The sequence below is a fragment of the Geomicrobium sp. JCM 19039 genome, from assembly GCF_000698145.1.
Classification (GTDB): Bacteria; Bacillota; Bacilli; order Bacillales; family Marinococcaceae; genus Geomicrobium_A.
Genome location: NZ_BAXB01000002.1, coordinates 1 through 20,201 on the forward strand (window position 1 = coordinate 1; position 20,201 = coordinate 20,201).

At 46.6% G+C, this 20,201-nt stretch carries 16 protein-coding genes and 4 pseudogenes; all 20 read left to right on the forward strand.

The window, feature by feature from the left end; translation table 11 throughout:
• Positions 1–395: 395 nt before the first annotated feature.
• The 20 genes and pseudogenes from JCM19039_RS02155 to pyrE all read left to right on the forward strand — a co-directional run bounded on the left by JCM19039_RS02155 (position 396) and on the right by pyrE (position 19,939).
• On the forward strand, positions 396–641 hold the full coding sequence (locus JCM19039_RS02155; RefSeq protein ID WP_042401922.1) for a YlmC/YmxH family sporulation protein: 246 nt from the start codon (positions 396–398) through the stop codon (positions 639–641).
• A 90-nt stretch (positions 642–731) separates the two neighbouring features.
• Positions 732–1,564, forward strand: a pseudogene (gene pgeF / locus JCM19039_RS22890) (peptidoglycan editing factor PgeF).
• Positions 1,561–2,253, forward strand: a complete 693-nt coding sequence (locus JCM19039_RS02165; RefSeq protein WP_042423530.1) for a YggS family pyridoxal phosphate-dependent enzyme — start codon at positions 1,561–1,563, stop codon at positions 2,251–2,253. The pseudogene pgeF and the gene JCM19039_RS02165 overlap by 4 nt, the downstream one beginning before the upstream one ends.
• A 13-nt stretch (positions 2,254–2,266) precedes the next feature.
• Positions 2,267–2,680 (forward strand): cell division protein SepF, encoded by a 414-nt coding sequence (locus JCM19039_RS02170; protein ID WP_042423533.1) that lies wholly within the window; start codon positions 2,267–2,269, stop codon positions 2,678–2,680.
• A gap of 22 nt (positions 2,681–2,702) precedes the next feature.
• Positions 2,703–2,957: a YggT family protein gene (locus tag JCM19039_RS02175; RefSeq protein ID WP_042423536.1), complete on the forward strand. Its 255-nt coding sequence runs from the start codon at positions 2,703–2,705 to the stop codon at positions 2,955–2,957.
• Positions 2,958–2,960: 3 nt separating this feature from the next.
• Positions 2,961–3,734, forward strand: a complete 774-nt coding sequence (locus tag JCM19039_RS02180; protein WP_042423539.1) for an RNA-binding protein — start codon at positions 2,961–2,963, stop codon at positions 3,732–3,734.
• An 18-nt stretch (positions 3,735–3,752) separates the two neighbouring features.
• Complete coding sequence (locus JCM19039_RS02185) at positions 3,753–4,271, forward strand: DivIVA domain-containing protein (RefSeq protein ID WP_042423542.1); 519 nt, start codon at positions 3,753–3,755, stop codon at positions 4,269–4,271.
• A gap of 313 nt (positions 4,272–4,584) precedes the next feature.
• Positions 4,585–7,337: pseudogene (gene ileS, locus JCM19039_RS02190) on the forward strand (isoleucine--tRNA ligase).
• 69 nt (positions 7,338–7,406) lie between these two features.
• Positions 7,407–8,012, forward strand: coding sequence for a TraR/DksA C4-type zinc finger protein (locus JCM19039_RS21405; protein WP_052398440.1), 606 nt, complete (start codon positions 7,407–7,409; stop codon positions 8,010–8,012).
• A complete protein-coding gene (gene lspA / locus JCM19039_RS02200; RefSeq protein ID WP_307190130.1) occupies positions 8,003–8,551 on the forward strand; it encodes a signal peptidase II in 549 nt (182 codons plus the stop codon). Before JCM19039_RS21405 ends, lspA begins: the two co-directional genes overlap by 10 nt.
• On the forward strand, positions 8,544–9,452 hold the full coding sequence (locus tag JCM19039_RS02205; RefSeq protein ID WP_042424093.1) for an RluA family pseudouridine synthase: 909 nt from the start codon (positions 8,544–8,546) through the stop codon (positions 9,450–9,452). Before lspA ends, JCM19039_RS02205 begins: the two co-directional genes overlap by 8 nt.
• 198 nt (positions 9,453–9,650) lie before the next feature.
• Complete coding sequence (pyrR, locus tag JCM19039_RS02210; protein WP_042401941.1) at positions 9,651–10,190, forward strand: bifunctional pyr operon transcriptional regulator/uracil phosphoribosyltransferase PyrR; 540 nt, start codon at positions 9,651–9,653, stop codon at positions 10,188–10,190.
• A 160-nt stretch (positions 10,191–10,350) separates the two neighbouring features.
• Positions 10,351–11,678: pseudogene (locus tag JCM19039_RS02215) on the forward strand (uracil-xanthine permease family protein).
• A gap of 11 nt (positions 11,679–11,689) precedes the next feature.
• A complete protein-coding gene (locus JCM19039_RS02220) occupies positions 11,690–12,592 on the forward strand; it encodes an aspartate carbamoyltransferase catalytic subunit (RefSeq protein WP_042424094.1) in 903 nt (300 codons plus the stop codon).
• Positions 12,593–13,678: a glutamine-hydrolyzing carbamoyl-phosphate synthase small subunit gene (carA, locus tag JCM19039_RS02225; protein ID WP_042423545.1), complete on the forward strand. Its 1,086-nt coding sequence runs from the start codon at positions 12,593–12,595 to the stop codon at positions 13,676–13,678.
• Positions 13,679–13,680: 2 nt separating this feature from the next.
• Positions 13,681–16,894 (forward strand): annotated as a pseudogene (gene carB, locus JCM19039_RS02230) (carbamoyl-phosphate synthase large subunit).
• Positions 16,894–17,667: a dihydroorotate dehydrogenase electron transfer subunit gene (locus tag JCM19039_RS02235; RefSeq protein WP_042423548.1), complete on the forward strand. Its 774-nt coding sequence runs from the start codon at positions 16,894–16,896 to the stop codon at positions 17,665–17,667. Before carB ends, JCM19039_RS02235 begins: the two are co-directional and overlap by 1 nt.
• Positions 17,664–18,575 (forward strand): dihydroorotate dehydrogenase, encoded by a 912-nt coding sequence (locus JCM19039_RS02240; protein ID WP_042423551.1) that lies wholly within the window; start codon positions 17,664–17,666, stop codon positions 18,573–18,575. The genes JCM19039_RS02235 and JCM19039_RS02240 overlap by 4 nt, the downstream gene beginning before the upstream one ends.
• A gap of 7 nt (positions 18,576–18,582) precedes the next feature.
• Positions 18,583–19,296 carry an orotidine-5'-phosphate decarboxylase gene (pyrF, locus tag JCM19039_RS02245; RefSeq protein WP_042423553.1) on the forward strand — a complete coding sequence of 238 codons (714 nt, stop codon included), beginning with the start codon at positions 18,583–18,585 and terminating at the stop codon, positions 19,294–19,296.
• A 13-nt stretch (positions 19,297–19,309) separates the two neighbouring features.
• On the forward strand, positions 19,310–19,939 hold the full coding sequence (gene pyrE / locus JCM19039_RS02250) for an orotate phosphoribosyltransferase (protein WP_042423554.1): 630 nt from the start codon (positions 19,310–19,312) through the stop codon (positions 19,937–19,939).
• The last annotated feature ends 262 nt before the right edge of the window (positions 19,940–20,201 follow it).

The window sequence follows — 20,201 nt, forward strand, 5'->3', positions numbered from 1 at the left end:
CCAACTTGCGCGCAGATTCCAGCTGAAGTGCCAACGACATGTCGGCCCCGCTGGGGCCGAAACGAAACCGCACTCGGTTCGGCGCGGGGATTGTACACGTGAGCCGGTAATCTGTTCCCGAGTTTATGAGAATCCATCGCTTTTGCTGCGATTTTCTTCAACTTGAGCGCAGTTTCCACGTCACAAAGCTTACCATGGGTTTTTGAAGAAATTCTTACGTTCAACGTATTTCGTTACGTATATATCGGAGGGAGCACAAAACTAGCGCTACTCATTTCATCTGTCGGTACTGTGAATTGACAAACGTTAATAATTTCACGTACTGTAATCAGTTGCAATTTAAGTGAGATAATCCATCGGAACTCATCATATGGATAAGCAAAGGAGGTTTGGCAATGCTCAAGATTACAGACCTACAATCCAAAGAAGTTGTTAACGTCCAAACAGGGAAACGTCTCGGTATGCTTGGAGATGTAGACATTAACTTGTCGACGGGAATGATTGAATCGTTAATTATTAGCAATTCCGGTCGCATGCTCGGAATGTTTGGCAAAGATGATGAAATGGTGATTCCTTGGAATCAAATCGCAAAAATCGGGACCGACGTAATACTCGTTTATGTTTACGGGCAGGACGCGTGACCCGAGTTTTTGAATATCATGACGATTGCTACCGTACAGTAGGGGAAATGTGCTAAAATATAGAGGAGATTATGAAAAGGAAGGCGAATCATGTCCAAAGAACCTTTCGTATTTGATGATACAAATGAATATTTTACACTTCCATCTCTTCCAAGAGATGTGAAAGCTGGATTCTCGACGCGAAAACAAGGGGGAAGTTCAGCACCCTATAACTCATTAAATCTCGGGCTTCACGTTGATGACCGTACCGAAGACGTCTTAGAAAATCGGTCACGATTTGCAGCCAACATCGGTCGTGACGAAGGATCATTTGTATTTGCTGAGCAAGTACATGGCAACGACGTGCAACGAGTAGGTCCTTTCGACCGCGGGGCAGGGAGCAAAACGTTGGCAACGGCAATTGCTGGTGCAGATGGGTTTTATACGACTGATCCGACGGTCACCCTCATGAGTCTTTATGCAGACTGTGTTCCCCTTTTCTTTATTGGAGAGGAAGGAAGATTGTCGGTTTAGCTCATGCGGGATGGAAGGGTACGGTAGGTCAAATCGGCTCCAACATGCTCGCAGCTTGGAAAGAAGAAGGTGTGGATCTGCAAACCGTGCACGCGTACATCGGTCCGTCGATCGGACAAGCAAATTATGAAGTGAACGACAAGATTATTACGAGAGTGGATGCGTGTTTGCCCCATTCAGCACGACGACCTTACTACCCTACAGACCCGGGGAAGTATCAATTGGATCTAAAAGAGACGAACAGAGTGTTGCTCCAAAGTGCTGGAGTGCCAGAGGCCAATCTCCATGTGAGTGCGTATTGTACATACAAAGAAGCAGATTGGTTTTATTCACATCGACGAGACGGAGCGAAGACTGGGAGAATGGCAGCATTTATCGGATTGAACTGTGGGAGTGTTAATGACCAATGAGCGTGAAAGAAAATGTAGAGCTCGTGGAAGAGCGGATCACGAATGCTCGTGAGCGGGGCGGTTTTGGACAAGCGGTCACAACCGTTGCTGTTACGAAGTACGTATCAACAAATACGGCACAACAAGCGCTTGACTCAGGCATTGGTCATCTTGGAGAAAGCCGAACTGAGGGCTTACTTGAAAAGCAAGATACCCTTCAAGGTCGTGAAGCAAGCTGGCACTTTATCGGTCAACTTCAAAGCCGTAAAGTGAAAGATGTCGTCAACCGGATCAACTATTTGCATTCATTGGATCGACGCTCGTTAGCGAAAGAGATTCAAAAGCGTTATACGAAGGACGAACCTCTTCGTTGCTTTGTGCAAGTGAATGTCTCAGGCGAAGCATCGAAGTCAGGCCTTCATCCCAATGAGGCAATTTCCTTTGTTGAATCGTTATCTGAGTTTGACAAGATCGAAGTTGTCGGTTTGATGACGATGGCACCGTACACGGATGATCCTGAACAAACGAGGCCGTATTTCAAGCACTTGAAAGAACTGCAGTCGACGGTTCAGAGCTACAAATGGCAACACGCGCCGTGCACAGAATTGTCGATGGGCATGTCCAATGATTTTGAACAAGCGATTGAAGAAGGAGCAACATACATTCGACTCGGCTCAACACTCGTCGGCGATGAACGAAACGAATCGTAAAGGGGGCGTTCGCATGAGTATGAAGTCAAGATTCAAACGTTTTTTCGATGTGGATGAAGATTATATTGAAGAAGAAATTGAAGTTCCACATACCGAAGATCCGAATTCGTCTTCAACAGAGAATAAGAAGAACGTTGTGAGCTTGCAAAGCGTGCAGCAGTCTGCGAAGATGGTGTTAATTGAACCACGTACCTATGAAGAAGCTCAAGATGTAGCTGACCATTTAAAGAATCGACGTTCGGTTATTTTAAACATGCAACGCATTCAGCGCGATCAAGCGAAACGAATTGTCGACTTTCTTAGTGGGACCGTTTATGCGATTGGTGGAGACATTCAAAAAGTCGGAAGCAACATCTTTTTAGTCACTCCGGACAACGTAGAAATTTCAGGGGCGATTTCTGAAGTGTTACAACAAGAATTTGAGTAAATGAGGTTGAGGTGAACAATAAATGGTGTTAATCGGAAACATTATTGTAATGGCATTAACGTTGTTACAATTGGCTGTGTTTATTTACGTGTTATCGAGTTGGCTTCCTGGGTTAAGAGAGTCGCAATTCGGGGAAGCACTCGGCAAAGTTGTTGAGCCGGTAATGGAGCCATTTCGAAAGATTATCCCGCCCATCGGCATGATTGATATTTCACCGATTGTGGCATTGCTTGCGCTTTATCTAGCACGAATGGGCGCAATGAGCATCTTCTATTAACGGATGGATATTTTTCAGCATTACCGTCAAGAAGAACACGGGTTTATTGAACTCGTGCAAGATTGGAAAGAAACGGTCGGAACGGTTTATGAAGCCAAGCTTTCTGGTTTTTTAGACCCTCGAGAATGTGACATCGTCCGCGATGTTATCGGTGCCGACGACAATGTAAAAGTGGCGTTTTTTGGAGGTGTGGACGAGGCGGAGCGACAGCGCGCACTCGTCTATCCGTTTTTTGAGTCCCCAGAACGGAGTCGCTTTCACATTACGGTGTTCCAGGCATCGTTTGACCCAAAATTCACTTCATTGAGTCATCCGGATCTGTTAGGTGCACTCATGGGGCTTGGTGTTAAACGAGAGATGTATGGCGATCTACACGTGTTTGATACGTTTGTACAATGGTTTGTTACCGGAGAGATGGAAGACTTCGTCCGCACCCATTTTCATAAAGCGGGGAATACGAGTATCCTACCGAAGGTCGTGTCGTTAGACGAGGCTGTTCCGATGCGTGAAGTATGGGAGGAGCGCTCGGGATTTGTATCGTCCCTTCGTCTTGATACGGTCATTGCAGAGCTTTTCAAGCTATCCAGATCTAAGGCGAAAGCGTTAGTAGAACGAGAGCGAGTGAAAGTGAACTGGAAGGTCGTCGACCAACCTGCCTTTGTGCTAAGAGAAGGTGACACACTGTCGGTTCGTCAATACGGCAGGCGGAAACTGCTGTCACTTGGCACGACAACAAAAAAAGGCAATGTGCGTATTCACTATGGAGAACAAAAATAAATACGGAGGTGGTAGGTTTTGGCATTAACACCGATGGACATTCATAATAAACAGTTTACAAAAGGCTTTCGAGGGTACGATATGGACGAGGTGAATGAATTTCTCGACCAGGTGATTAAAGATTATGAGACGGTGATTCGTGAAAAGGAAGAACTGTTTACAAAGGTGAACGAGCTTGAAAGTCGATTGGATCACTTTTCCAATATTGAAGAAACGCTGAACAAGTCGATTCTCATTGCACAAGAATCTGCAGAAGAAGTGAAGCGGAGCGCGAAGAAAGAATCGCAGCTGATCATTAAAGAGTCTGAGAAAAACGCGGATCGGATTATTAATGATGCGCTATCCAAGTCGCGAAAGATTGCACTAGAACTTGAAGAACTTAAGAAACAAGCGGCTGTTTATCGGATGCGTTTTAAGATGTTAATTGAAGCGCAATTGGAATTGTTGGATGATGAAGATTGGGATAGCCTCACAGATGTACAAGAAGAAGACGAGCAAGAACTTCAGCATACATATGATGATCGTGAAAGTCGTTGACTTGACGTTTGCGCCATTTTCCAATATACTACATGCAAATTACACGTAATATGAGGCAGAGATGAGGACAGTAACAAAAACACGAGCTTGGCAAAGCGAGTTGGGGACGGTGGGAGCCCAATACGAGCCGTTTTTGTGAAGATCACCTCGGAGCTATCGTAAAGAAGCTATGAACGCATAGTGGTAGACTACGACGTGACCAAGCGATAATTGGGCTTGAGTGGCTGCGATCGAGCAGTTATCAGGGTGGTATCGCGGGTAAGCCTCGTCCCTTTTTGTGGACGGGGTTATTTTATGTTTATAGGAGGATACGATGAATTTTAAGAAGACATTACGAATGCCAACAACGGAATTTCCGATGAGAGGGAACTTACCAAATCGAGAGCCAGTCAGGTTAGAAGAGTGGAATGACGCCGCTTTATATGATCAAGTGATGGAGAAGAACAGTGACAAACCGATGTTTGTTTTGCATGACGGACCGATTTACGCAAACGGGAACATCCATGTCGGCCATGCGATGAACCGCATCGTCAAAGATATGATCGTGAGACATCGCAATATGGATGGGTATAAGGCGCCATACGTCCCTGGTTGGGATGCACACGGATTGCCGATTGAAACGGCGCTCACGAAAACGAAGAAAGTCGATCGTAAGAAAATGTCGATCTCAGAATTTCGGGCGGCTTGCGAGGCGTATGCGTGGGAGCAAGTGGAAAACCAGAAAGAACAATTTCAACGACTCGGATTGATTGGGGATTGGGATGACCCTTATGTGACACTAACGCCTGATTTTGAAGCGAATCAGATTAAAGTATTCGGCGAAATGGCGAAAGAAGGTCACGTGTATCAAGGGAAAAAGCCGGTGTACTGGTCACCTTCTTCAGAGTCAGCATTGGCAGAAGCGGAAATTGAGTATCACGACAAACGTTCACCGTCTATTTATGTAGCGATGAAGGTGAAAGACGGACGAGGCGTACTCGATGAAACGGATGAATTTATCATCTGGACGACAACGCCGTGGACATTGCCAGCGAACCTTGGAATTTCTGTGCACCCGAAATATGAATACGTCGTCGTTGAAGCGAGTGAACGCAGATTCGTCGTTGCTAAAGAGCTACTTGAGCAAGTTCAAACGGCGTTGGAGTGGGACGCTATGAACGTCGTAAAGACAGTGACTGGCGACCAATTGGAAAACATTACGGCTCAGCACCCATTTTATGATCGTGAATCACTCGTCATGACAGGTGACCACGTTACTGTAGAAGCGGGTACGGGTGCTGTACACACCGCACCAGGTCACGGTGAAGATGACTTCATCATCGGTCAACATTATGGCTTACCGCCACTTTGTCCCGTCGACGATAAAGGAAAAATGACGGACGAAGCTCCAGGTTTTGAAGGTCTTTTCTATGATGAAGCGAATAAACCGATTACGGAAAAGTTGGATGAAAACGGGGCTTTACTCAAGTTGCAGTTCATCACACATTCGTATCCACACGACTGGAGAACGAAAAAGCCTGTCATCTATCGAGCGACCGAACAATGGTTCGTGAGTGTTGATAATATGAGACAAGACTTACTCGATGCGATTGCTCGCGTGGAGTGGCAACCGAAGTGGGGAGAGGTACGTCTCCACAATATGATTCGAGATCGTGGCGATTGGTGCATTAGTCGTCAGCGCGTATGGGGCGTTCCTATTCCGGTGTTCTATGAAGAAGATGGGTCACCAATTATTTCTACGGAGACGATTGATCATGTGGCACAATTGTTTAGAACTCACGGATCGAACATTTGGTTTGACTGGGAGACAAAAGATCTGTTGCCAGAAGGCTATACGTCTGAAAAAAGCCCGAGCGGAAACTTTACACGTGAAACCGATATTATGGACGTATGGTTTGATTCTGGCTCTTCGCATCAAGGCGTTTTGGAAGAAAGAGCCGATCAACACCGTCCAGCAGACTTGTATTTCGAAGGATCTGACCAATACCGAGGGTGGTTTAATTCATCCCTCATCACCGCCGTTGCTGTTACAGGTGACGCTCCTTATAAGAAAGTGTTAAGCCACGGTTTTACACTGGACGGTAAAGGCGAAAAAATGTCCAAATCACTTGGAAATACGGTTGATCCTGCCAAGGTGATGAAGCAACTCGGGGCCGATATTTTACGGCTGTGGGTATCATCAACAGATTTCCAATCCGACGTTCGGGTGTCTGATGACATCTTAAAGCAAGTGTCAGAGACGTACCGTAAAATCCGTAACACGTTACGTTTTATGCTCGGCAACTTGCATGACTTCAACCAAGCAACCGACCGTGTCGCTGATCATGAACTTGGAGATATGGATCGTTTCATGTATCAACGCTTAAATCGTTTAATTGATACAGCACAAAAAGGATACCGTGAATACAACTTCGGTGCGACGTATCAAGCACTTCACCACTTTTGCTCCATTGATTTGAGTGCGTTTTATATGGATGTCGCTAAAGATGCCCTCTACTGTGATCATAAAAATGATGTGCACCGCCGTGCGATGCAGACGGTTCTTTACGATAGTCTAGTTACGCTCACGAAATTGCTCACACCGATTACGCCTTATACAGCGGAAGAAGCGTGGTCATTCATTGAGGATACGAACGAAGCATTTGTTCAGCTCTCTGACATGCCTAGCCGCTTTGAAGTTGAAGCGAAGCCGACAGGGAAGCGCGCTGGAATGAGCTTTTGCAAGTGCGTACCGTCGTGTTAAAGGCACTTGAGGAAGCGCGTTCCGAGAAAGTAATTGGCAAGTCACTAGAAGCCCACGTATCACTTAAAGTGTCTCCATCAATCAAGCAGATGCTCCAGCAAATGAGTGCACCAGAAAAATTATTTATCGTTTCCAAACTCGATGTCTTGGAAGGTGAAGACACGCACGTGAGTGTTGAAAAAGCATCAGGAGATACGTGTGAACGTTGCTGGCATGTTAAAGATGATGTTGGAGAGAACCAATCTTTTCCTATGCTCTGTGAGCGTTGTGCGGACGTCGTTGCGACGTATGATCGTGCTGTTTTGGAAGAGCCGGCAAAATAAGTATGGAGTAACGTTCCCTCATTTGTCAGAAGCTATGCGTGTACCGGTCACGTGAAGGGGATGTGGGCAATGGCTTCTATTCAAGATGCGATTCAAGCTTTGTACAGGCGGAAAAGAGAAATTGAAACACATGCTTTACACGAACGAGTGGATGGCAGAAATAATGAATTGTCGGTGTACGACAATCACCCGGCGGATTCAAGTGATATTTACTTTGAAGCAAGTAAAGACCGGGTGTTAGAAGAATTTCGTCATCAAGAGTACGATCAAGTGATGCGAGCGATCGAGAAAGTGGAAAAAGGGACGTACGGCATTTGTGAAGTGACAGGTCAACAAATCCCAATTGAGCGGTTGCTAGCGAGCCCGATAGCTCTGACGATTATTGAAAAAGCGAACGATACGAGGCACGTGGAACCGGCGATGCATGCGCCACCAAGCGAAGCTTTAACATTTGATTCAGCCACGGATCTTTGGGAAGAGTTGTTAAACACAACCGAAGATGAAGGATATAGGGAAACGGCGACCGATGATGGCTGGGTAGAAGATGCCCCTGGGTTTACGGAAGAGTATGAGCGCTATGCAAGCACAGGTATTGAGGGTTACACTGGAGCTGAGCACGTGCATATCGTCTCTAGCCATCATCGCCACCTAGAACGAGACAATGAATGGCGGTAACGTGTTTACCGCCTTCCTTTCATGTCTTCTTTCATTGTAAAGGAGCGAACAAACAGAATGATTTTATATTATTTGCTGGCACTAATTATTATTGGCATCGACAGATCACGAAGATTGCTGTTGATCGGAACATGGAAATTGCTGAGACTATTCCAATTATCGAAAACGTGTTACATATTACCTCGCATCGAAACATGGGTGCTGCATTTGGGATATTGCAAGGACAAATGTGGTTATTTTACATCGTAACTGTCATTGTAACGGTCGGGATTATTTATTACATGCCAAAGCTCGCCAAGCAAAACAAATGGTACGGTATTTCGCTTGGCGTCCTTTTAGGAGGAACGATTGGGAACTTTATCGATCGCCTATTTCGTAATGAAGTCGTTGACTTTGTTGATGTGTACATTGGAAGTTACAGTTTTCCGATCTTCAACGTGGCAGATGCTGCTTTAACGATCGGTGTCATCGTTTTATTAGTGCTCATGTTCGTGGAAGATCGTAAAGAGAAAAAGGAGAAGAATCATGAATCTGCATGAAATAGAATGGATCATTGATGAGCAAGAAGCCAATTACCGTTTAGATAAGTTCGTCGCAGAAAAAATGACGGTATCAAGAACGCTCGTTCAACAATGGATTGTCGAGGGCCATGTAACGGTCAACGGCGAAACCTCGAAGAGTAATTATAAAGTAACGAAAGACGACCGTGTTCATGTTATACCGAAAGAGCGGGAACCAATCCGAGCCGTTCCGGAAGATATAGCGCTAGACATTTGCTACGAAGACAACGACTTACTTGTGATTAATAAACCAAGAGGTATGGTTGTTCATCCAGCCCCGGGTCACACGAGCGGCACGGTCGTGAATGGGCTGCTCGGCATGAAGCAGCAGTTGTCATCCGTTAACGATGATACCGTTCGCCCGGGTGTCGTCCACCGAATTGACAAAGATACGAGTGGGTTATTAATTGTCGCTAAAAATGACACCAGCCACGAAGCGCTTGCTAAGCAATTGCAAGAACGCACGTTGAAACGTACGTATGTGGCGATTGTCCACGGCATTATTTCTCACCAAAATGGCACGATTGATGCTCCACTAGGACGAGATGTGCAAGATCGACAAAAGATGACGGTGACTGACTTGCATTCAAAAGAGGCCATTACACATTTTTCAGTGATGCAACGATTTGCTAAATACACGCTTGTCGAATGTCGATTGGAAACGGGTAGAACGCATCAAATTCGGGTGCACATGGAGTATATCGGTCATCCTCTCGCTGGAGACCCGAAGTACGGGGTAAGAAATAGCTTACCGATTGCAGGACAAGCGTTACACGCTCGGGCGTTGACGTTTATTCAGCCGACGACCGGCGAAGCGATGACCGTTGAGGCGGAGCTTCCACATGATATGCAGTCTTTAATTAACAATTTAGAACATTAAAGAGCGGATTGACAGTCGCTCTATTATCTGAAATAATGATCTAAGAAATGAATAGCCCTTTAACACAGTCCGGAGAGGCTGAGAAGGAACCTGGCGAAAAGCAACGACCTACATGTGGTTGCCTGCAGTTAAGTGTGCCCAAAACCTCTCCGTACTGGAGAGGTTTTTTATGTACTACGTAAAGGAGTGGGTGTACACATGAGCTCAGGAGAGCAGATTTTACTCGACGAAGCTGCCATGAATCGGGCGCTAAAGCGTATTTCACATGAGATGATTGAAAAGAATAAAGGGATGAGTGACACGATTCTCGTCGGAATCAAAACACGAGGATACCCGATCGCACTCCGTTTAAAAGAGCATATCGAACGCATCGAAAATGTGAATGTAACCGTCGGAAGCATGGACATCACATTGTATCGAGATGATCTTCATAAAAAGCAAGAAGACCCAGAAATTCACCAAGTTGAAATTCCAACATCCATTGAGAATCAACGTGTCATACTCGTTGATGATGTGCTTTATACGGGCAGAACCGTGCGCTCAGCTATGGATGCTTTGATGGACCTTGGACGGCCGTCACAAATTCAGCTAGCTGTTCTCGTAGACCGAGGCCATCGTGAGCTTCCAATCCGAGCCGATTACGTAGGCAAAAACGTACCGACTTCGTCCAGTGAGACGATTCACGTGAGCTTACAAGAGGTGGATCATTCCGACTCCGTCTTTCTTCAAAATCAATAACATTACGTTTCTCTTTAAAATGGTCCCGTGAGGCTGTAAAGAGGTTGTAACCTGTCAAAAGTGTGGCGAACACCGCTTCCCTTTTTGTCAGTGTGCGGTCAACTCTTTGCTCCTTGGGCAAAGGGTTTTTTTATGAAAATGATGAGGTGGAGGAAACAACATGAATCGCAATCCAAACGCAATACTCGACGTACACGAAAGACCTAAACCTGCGAAATGGATCATCCTCAGCATGCAGCACTTGTTTGCCATGTTTGGAGCAACCATTTTAGTTCCGATCTTGACAGGATTAAGCCCGTCTGTCGCTCTCGTTTCGAGCGGACTAGGGACGCTCGCTTATCTCGTTGTTACCCGAGGGAAAATTCCTGCATATGTCGGCTCTTCTTTTGCCTTTATTAGCCCCCTCATCAGTGCGATGGCGTTTGGCGGACCCGGGGCTGTGATGCTCGGGACGTTCTCCGCCGGTGTGGTGTACGGTGCGACAGCAATGTTAATTACCGCTTTTGGCGTAAACTGGTTGCTAAGATTATTACCTCCGATTGTCGTCGGTCCTGTGATTATGGTAATTGGGCTTGGACTCGCCTCAACGGCGATTGAGATGGCGATGAATTATAATCAAGATACAGGAGACTTTGTTGATACACCGTTACATTTTACCATTGCCCTTGTCACACTAGGAGTAACCATCGTCTCCTCATTGTTTTTTAAAGGCTTTTTCCGACTGATTCCAGTACTGATCGGTCTCGTATCTGGCTACTTGCTATCCATTGTTGTTGGCATCGTCGACTTGACACCGGTAAGGGAAGCCGCATGGTTTCATGTGCCTGACTTCGCCATCCCTTACCTCACAGTTGACCCGATCTATTCGTTAACGATCATCGGAATTATGGCCCCGATTGCGCTTGTCACAATGGCAGAGCACATCGGTGACCAGATGGTACTCAGTAAAATTACAGGGAAGAATTTCATTAAAAACCCGGGGTTAAATCGCTCGTTGCTCGGTGATGGTGTTGCCTCAATCGTTGCAAGTTTAATTGGAGGTCCACCGAATACGACGTATGGTGAGAACATTGGGGTGCTTGCCATCACGCGCGTCTTTAGCGTGTTCGTCATCGGGGGAGCGGCGGTGTTTGCCATCTTGTTTGGCTTCTCAGGCAAGATTGAAGCGTTTATTGCAAGCATACCGACATCCGTAATGGGTGGTGTGTCGATCTTACTGTTTGGAATTATCGCTTCATCAGGCTTCGACTTATGGTAGAAAATCGTTTAGACATGTCAGAGAACCGAAATCTCGTCATCGCATCCGTCATCTTAGTGATTGGGATTGGTGGCGCCTTTATTGAAATCACCGATGATCTCGTTATCCCGTCTATGGCGCTCGCCACATTTATTGGGATGTTTCTCCACGCAATATTGCCAAATAAAGATCTTGGCTATGGAAATGGGAAACTGTTCGATAGCATGGATGAAGACAATACAGAGGAGTGATGGGTATGACAGTGCACAACTTTACGTCAATGGAAGACCTAACAGTGCAAGAGATCGGCAAGCTTCTAGAAGCAGCAAAACGCTTTAAGCAAGGGGAAAAGGGGCATGTTGGGGGTAGCGGTTTTATCGCAAACGTCTTTTATGAACCGAGTACGAGAACGAAGCTTTCTTTTGAAGCTGCAGAAAAGCGTCTCGGTCTCTCCCCGCTCAATGTAGATGCTGACCATTCCAGTGTTCAAAAAGGGGAGTCGCTGTACGACACGGTACGAACATTGCAAGCCATTGGCGCAGAGGCCGCTGTCATTCGCCATTCAACGACGGCGTTTTATGAGTCACTGCAAGGGATTGGCATTCCGATTATTAATGCTGGCGATGGGAGCGGCCAGCACCCTTCCCAATCGATTCTCGACTTGTTTACAATTCAAGAATCGTTTGGCCGCTTTCACGGCCTGAACGTGACGATTGTAGGTGATATCGTCCATAGTCGAGTAGCCGCGTCCAACATGATCGCTTTGCAAAAGTTAGGCGCAAATGTCATGACAGCAGGACCGAAGGCTTGGTCTAACGAGAAGGCGCACCACTGTCGTCACATTACCATGGAAGAAGCCATTCAAACGAGTGACGTCGTCATGCTCCTTCGGGTACAACACGAACGCCATGAAGAACGAACGGCAATGAACGACTATCACGAGCAGTATGGCCTCACCGAGAAACGCGAAAAACAAATGAAGAAAAACAGCATTATTATGCATCCTGGACCGTTTAACAGAGGCGTTGAGATCGCTTCCTCAGTCGTTGAATGCCAACGATCACGAATTTTTCAACAAGTGGAAAATGGTGTGTATTGCCGGATGGCGATTCTCCAAGAAATTCTACAGAAAAAAAACATTCATGCCCTTGAAGGAGTGGTGTAAGTGAAACGTCAACTCATTTTAGAAGATGGACACGTATTTACAGGAAGAGCATTTGGAAGTAAAAAAGAACAAAGTGGCGAAATTGTTTTCAACACAGGAATGACGGGTTATCAAGAAATTATGTCTGACCCGTCTTATAGCGGACAAATTATTACATTTACATATCCTCTGATCGGAAATTACGGCACGAACCGTTCAGATTTTGAGACGATTGCCCCTTCGTTGCACGGCGTCGTTGTGAAATCTCTTTCCCCATATCCGAATCATTGGAAACATAGCGAGTCTTTCAATGAATTGCTCGTACGTTTTGATGTTCCAGGAATTGAAGGAGTCGACACAAGAAAGCTAACGAAATTAATCCGAGACAAAGGGACCGTACGCGCGGTGATTTGTAACGAAGAGACGAGTGTTGATCGCGTAATTGAGCAGTTGCAATCTGAAAATGCTGCTAAAAACCAAGTTGCAAAAGTGAGTACGACACATTCATTTAGCGTACCAGGTAGCCACGGCCCGAAAATTGTTTTGATTGATTACGGCGCAAAGCAAAACATTATGCGGGAATTGTTAAAGCGGGGCTGTGAAGTGCATGTCGTTCCATACAATACATCGGCCAAAGACATTCTTAAAGAGAACCCTGATGGTGTGATGCTTTCCAATGGACCTGGAGACCCGAGGGATATTCCTGAGTGTGTGGACGTTGTAAAAAGCCTTGTCGGAAAAACAAAAATTTTCGGGATTTGCTTAGGCCATCAGCTGTTATGCCTCGCGCTTGGCGGGCGCGCAGTAAAAATGAAGTTTGGTCACCGGGGATCAAATCACCCTGTAGTAAACTTGAGAACGCAAACGGTAAGTCTGACTGCACAAAATCATGGGTATACGATCGACGCGGAATCGTTGCTACATACCCCGCTTTTTGTTACTCATCAAGCCGTTAATGACGGTTCGGTTGAAGGGGTTGCATTGGAAGATGGGAGCGCATTTAGCGTGCAATATCATCCAGAGGCGGCACCAGGTCCAAGTGATGCGAATGCGTTATTTGATCAGTTTTTGCAGCAAATTCGAAAACCAGTGAAGGAGTTGAGCTAACTATGCCAAAGCGTGAAGACATCAAGAAAATCCTCGTTCTCGGCTCGGGACCAATTGTCATTGGGCAAGCTGCTGAATTCGACTATTCAGGAACGCAAGCGTGCCAAGCACTTCAAGAAGAAGGGTATGAAACGGTTCTTATTAACTCAAATCCCGCAACGATCATGACCGATACGAATATGGCCGATAAAGTGTATATTGAACCGTTAACGTTTGAGTTCGTTTCGCGCATCATTCGTCAAGAACGCCAGACGGGCTCATTGCAACGATGGGTGGGCAAACGGCCTTAAACTTAGCAATGGAACTTGAAGGCAATGGCGTGTTACAGCAATACGGTACAGAATTGCTCGGTACAGACCTTGAGGCAATTGAAAAAGCCGAAGACCGCGAAGCTTCCGTTCACTTATGCACGAACTAGGCCAGCCCGTGCCAGCAAGCGACATTGTTCATTCGGTTGAAGAAGGTGTACAATTTGCCGAAGAAATTGGTCTGCCAGTCATCGTGCGTCCTGCGTATACGCTAGGGGGGACGGGTGGTGGAATCGCCACAACGATGGAGCAATTAAAAGAAACACTTGCTTCTGGTTTAGCGTATAGTCCCGTTGACCAATGCCTCGTTGAACAAAGCATTGCGGGCATGAAAGAAGTCGAGTATGAAGTCATGCGTGATCGAAATGATGATGCGATTGTTGTGTGTAACATGGAAAACCTTGATCCTGTTGGCATACACACAGGAGACTCGATTGTAACAGCTCCTTCACAAACACTCACAGACCGTGATTATCAACGGTTACGCGATGCATCACTTACGATTATCCGTGCCCTTAAGATCGAAGGGGGCTGTAATGTTCAGCTTGCTCATAATCCACACTCCGACGAATATTACGTGATCGAAGTGAATCCCCGAGTGAGCCGATCGTCAGCGCTTGCCTCGAAAGCAACCGGCTATCCGATTGCGAAAATTGCCACAAAAATCGCTGTCGGTTATCATCTGAAAGAATTAAAAAACCCAGTAACGAAACGAACATACGCAAGCTTTGAGCCTGCTCTTGATTATATCGTTACGAAAATTCCACGCTGGCCGTTTGATAAGTTCTCGTCAGCAAACCGGAAACTAGGCACACAAATGAAAGCGACCGGTGAAGTGATGGCGATCGGCCGGACCTTTGGAGAGTCACTACTAAAAGGCATTCGTTCACTAGACATGAAAGACGACCATCTGCTTTTGCCACGCTATGAAAATGAAACAGATGAGGCACTCATTCATCAGTGGGAAAATGCCGATGATGAACGATTGTTTGCCGTCGCTGAAGGGTTTCGAAGAGGGTTCACGGTAGCTGAGCTCCACAAACATACAGCGATTGATGCGTTCTATTTGATGCACATCGAAGGACTTGTTCACCTTCATCTCGCCATCAATGACGCGCCGTGGGATGCTGAATTGTTACAAACGGCGAAGGAAAATGGTTTCTCAGACTCCACCATCTCTCAATTGTGGGACACGACTGAAGGAGACATACGGGCATTTAGAAAGCAACAGAATATGACGCCAGTGTACAAAATGGTCGATACGTGTGCAGCAGAGTTTGCCTCGGAGACACCGTATTTCTATAGCACGTTTGAAGAGGAAAACGAATCCATTAAGACCGAAAAATCATCGGTACTCGTGCTTGGTTCAGGACCGATTCGAATTGGGCAAGGTGTTGAATTTGATTATGCGACCGTTCATAGCGTGTGGGCGATTCAAGAAGCTGGATACGAAGCGATCATCATCAACAACAACCCCGAAACCGTGTCAACAGATTTTAGTATGTCTGACAAACTGTATTTCGAACCGTTAACGTTTGAAGATGTGATGAACGTCATTGATCTAGAAAAGCCAAAAGGTGTCGTCGTTCAGTTTGGAGGTCAAACCGCCATCAACCTCGCTGAAAAATTACACGAAGCAGGCGTGAACATTCTTGGCACAACGCTTGAAGCAATGGATACGGCTGAAGACAGAGATAAGTTTGAACGTGCGCTAAAAGGATTAGATGTGCCGATGCCTCCAGGAAAAACCGCCACGTCAGTTGACGGCGCGATTGAGGCGGCGAACGTGCTAGGCTATCCAGTTCTCGTGCGCCCATCCTACGTACTAGGTGGACGGGCGATGGAAATCGTTGATACTGAGGATGAGCTCGTTCGCTATATGAAGGAAGCGGTGCACGTACACGCGGAGCATCCCGTCCTCATTGATCGATATTTCTTTGGAAAAGAAATTGAAGTGGACGCCATTTCTGACGGGAACAACGTGTTCATCCCTGGCATGATGGAACATATCGAGAGAGCGGGCGTGCATTCTGGGGACTCGATTGCCGTTTATCCTCCACAAACGCTTAGCGAACAGACGAAACAAGAAGTTATACGCCAAACAGTGAAACTCGCCAAAGGGCTCGGCATTATCGGTTTGTTAAACATTCAGTTCGTCTTACACGAAAACAGCGTGTACGTGATTGAAGTGAACCCGCGGGCGAGTCGTACGGTACCTTTTCTTAGCAAAATGACAGGTGTACCGATGGCACAACTGGCGACTCAAGTTATTCTAGGTTCGAACCTTACTGATTTAGGCTACACCGACGTGTATCATCCAGAGTCAGACCGTGTATCGGTAAAAGCGCCAGTATTTTCTTTTGCAAAGCTTCGCCGTGTTGACATTCATCTAGGACCAGAAATGAAGTCTACTGGGGAAGTGCTCGGGCGAGATTTAAATTTAGAGAAGGCGTTATACAAAGGACTCGTCGCTTCTGGCATGAACATTCCGAGAAAAGGAAATGTGCTCTTTACGATCGCAGATAAAGATAAAGAAGAAGCCGTACGTCTTGCAGAACGCTACGAACGACTTGGATTTACGTTAATGGCGACAAGTGGGACAGCAAAACTTCTTCAATCGGAAGGGGTCGCTGTTCAAACCGTTCATAAAATTGGAGAAGGCACGCCGAACATATCGTCACTCATTAAAGATGGAGACGCCCAACTGGTCATCAATACATTCACGAAAGGGAAACAACCCGCACGTGACGGATTCCGCATTCGTAGAGAAGCGGTTGAACATGAAATCATCTGCTTAACCTCAATGGATACCGCGTTTGCGTTGTTGCACGTTTTAGAAATGATGTCTTTCGCGACGGAGCCTGTCCCACGCTTAGAGCGAGTGCAAGTGAAAGAAGGTGTTCAGTGATGTACGCAAAACCGATGAAAGTCGTTCGAAATCGTGAGATCGCAAAAGATACGTACGAGCTCATTTTGAGTGGTGAACTCGTTCAGCATTTACATGAAGCAGGCACCTTCCTCCACGTTCGTGTGCCAGAGGAGAACTTCGTATTGCGGCGGCCGCTTAGTCTAGCAGCGGTGAACCACGAACTCGGAACGTGTACGATCATTTATAAACGTGTCGGTGACGGGACAGAGCGGATTACGTCTGCCCGTCCAAACGATCGACTCGATGTGCTTGGCCCCCTTGGTGGGAGCGCATTTCCTGTATCGCTGCCAAAGAACGCTGACCGAATATTACTCGTCGGGGGAGGGGTAGGAATTCCTCCTATCTACTTTGCAGCCAGGCAACTGACAGAACGAGGCATCCCAGTTTCAATTATTGCCGGATATGCAGACAAGGAATCTGTGTTTTATGAGAAAGCATTTTACGAACTTCCCCACAGTGACGTGACGATCGTTACCGACGACGGAAGTCACGGTGAAAAAGGAACCGTCATCGACATAGTAAAGAAACAGCCAGCAGCAGACTGGCTGTTTGCCTGCGGTCCGAGAGGAATGCTGCGTGCACTAAAGGCAGAAGTGCCCGATGAAACGAACTGTTATGTCTCTTTAGAAGAACATATGGGGTGCGGGATCGGTGCTTGTTATGCGTGCATCTGTGAGTCAAGTGATCGACGGTCTTATTATAAAGTTTGTCAAGATGGACCCGTTTTCCTAGCGAAGGAGGTATATCTATGAATCGAGAAAGATTGGCGATTGAGCTTCCCGGTTTGTCAATGAAAAATCCAATCATGCCAGCTTCTGGCTGCTTTGGTTTCGGAAGAGAATATGCCAAGTTGTATGACTTGTCTTGTTTAGGAGCAATTGCAATTAAAGGGACGACCGGAGACATGCGCCTTGGGAACCTAACGCCGAGAGTTGCAGAAAGTCCTTCGGGCATGCTCAACGCCATCGGTTTGCAAAACCCTGGGGCAGAGGCGGTACGAGATGAAGAGCTTCTATTTTTGAATGAATATGACGTGCCAGTGTTGGCGAATGTATCCGGGTCGACCCCAGAAGAATACTTGCACGTGATCAATACGTTGAAAGCAAGTAAAAATGTCGGTGCGTTTGAATTGAACATCTCGTGCCCGAATGTGAAAACGGGAGGCATCCAGTTTGGAACCGACCCGGAACAAGCGGCTCGTTTAACGCAACTGGCAAAAGAGGTATCGGATAAGCCGGTTTATGTGAAATTGTCACCGAATGTAACGGATGTAGTAGCCATTGCCAAAGCTGTGGAAGCGGCTGGTGCAGACGGGTTGTCCATGATTAATACGCTCGTAGGTATGCGCTTTGACTGGAAAACGAAACAGCCAATACTTGCCAACGAAAGAGGCGGCTTGTCAGGACCTGCAATTAAGCCTGTCGCACTACGCATGATTTATGATGTCCGCCAAGTATCGGACTTGCCGATTATTGGTATGGGCGGCATTTCAAATGCAAAAGATGTGATGGAATTTCTTATCGCTGGAGCAAACGCAGTGGCGGTAGGAACGGCGAACTTTACAGATCCGTTTGCATGCCCAACGATTATTAATGAGCTGGAGACGTGGATGGACAAAATGGGCGTGGATCACGTGACAGAACTTATGGCAAACGGGTGATGTCTTAATGGATCACCCGTTATTCATTGCTCTAGATATGAGTTCAAAAGGGGAAGCTGAAGATTTTTTGAAGCGATTTGACGGTCGTTTACCCGCGTTAAAAGTGGGAATGGAACTTTTCTATACTGCAGGACCAGCCTTTATTCATAACCTGAAAGAACGAGGACACCCTCTCTTTCTAGATGTGAAGTGTCATGACATTCCAAAAACTGTGGAACGCACGATGAAGCAAATTGCCGGATTAGGTGTCGATCTTGTGACTACCCATGCGCTCGGAGGAACCGAGATGATGAAGGCAGCAAGGGAAGGATTGGAACAAGGGCAAATCCACGGCCAAGCGCGTACAAAATGTATTGCCGTAACGGCACTTACGAGCATGACTGAACAAATGTTGCATGAACAATTACTCATCCAAACATCGCTAGATGAAACCGTTCGCCACTTGGCGAAAGAGACGATCACTGCCGGTTTGGACGGCGTCGTTTGTTCCGTACATGAGGTTCGTGACTTAAGACGGAGCGTAGCAGATGATATTTTCACGCTCACGCCAGGCATACGTATGGCAGGTGCGGACACTCATGACCAAAAGCGATCGGCAACACCAGAAACCGCGAGAGCCGAAGCGAGCAGTGCGATTGTCGTCGGACGGGCAATTACCGAAAGTGTAGACCCTGTTGCCACGTATGACCAGATTTTTGAACGGTGGCACGGTTTGTCGTAAAGGAGAGAAAATGATGGAAGCAAATAAAGAAATTGCAAAACAGTTGTTAGCGATTCAAGCAGTAAGTCTAAAACCGAACGATCCATTCACTTGGGCATCAGGTATTCAGGCGCCCATTTATTGTGATAACCGCTTAACGTTATCGCACCCGAAACTTCGGACATTTATTGCCGATCAGTTCAACGAACTCATCGGTGCGAAGTTTCCGGAAGCTGACGTCGTTGCTGGAACCGCAACAGCAGGCATTCCTCATGCAGCACTCGTCGCTGAGCGCCTAGAATTGCCGATGATTTACGTGCGAGGAAAGGCGAAGGCCCACGGGAAAGGGAACCAAATCGAAGGACAATTACTCGCCGGTCAAAAGGTTGTCATTGTTGAAGATCTCGTGTCAACGGGAGGCAGCTCTTTGCAAGCCGCCAAAGTAGTCGCTGATGCAGGTGGGAAAGTGCTCGGGATTGTCGCCATTTTCTCTTACGGCTTAGATGCAGCGATAAACAATATGGAATCTGAAAACGTGCCATTATATACGCTCACTGACTTCCAGACGTTGCTTGACGTCTCCCAATCTGAAGGTACACTATCAAAGCGAGAATACGAGAAATTAGTACGGTGGCAACTGGCACCAAGCGACTGGCAAACGTAATCTCTTTTTGACTACATAAGAAAGCAAGTATAGAGGCGTAAGGGCTTGTTATGTGTGTGAACGTTTATTAAGGTGTCGCCGAAAACGAGCTAGAGAGGATGAACTTAACATTTTCCTGATTTGCACAGTTGGGTGTTGGGTTGGATGGGGTAGCGCGGTGCCATTTTGCGCGCAGTTTGTTCCAACTGGAGCGCAGATTCAATGCCCATAAGCTAGCAACCTGTCGGCCTGAGTGCGGCCGAAGCCAAATCGGACTCCGTTC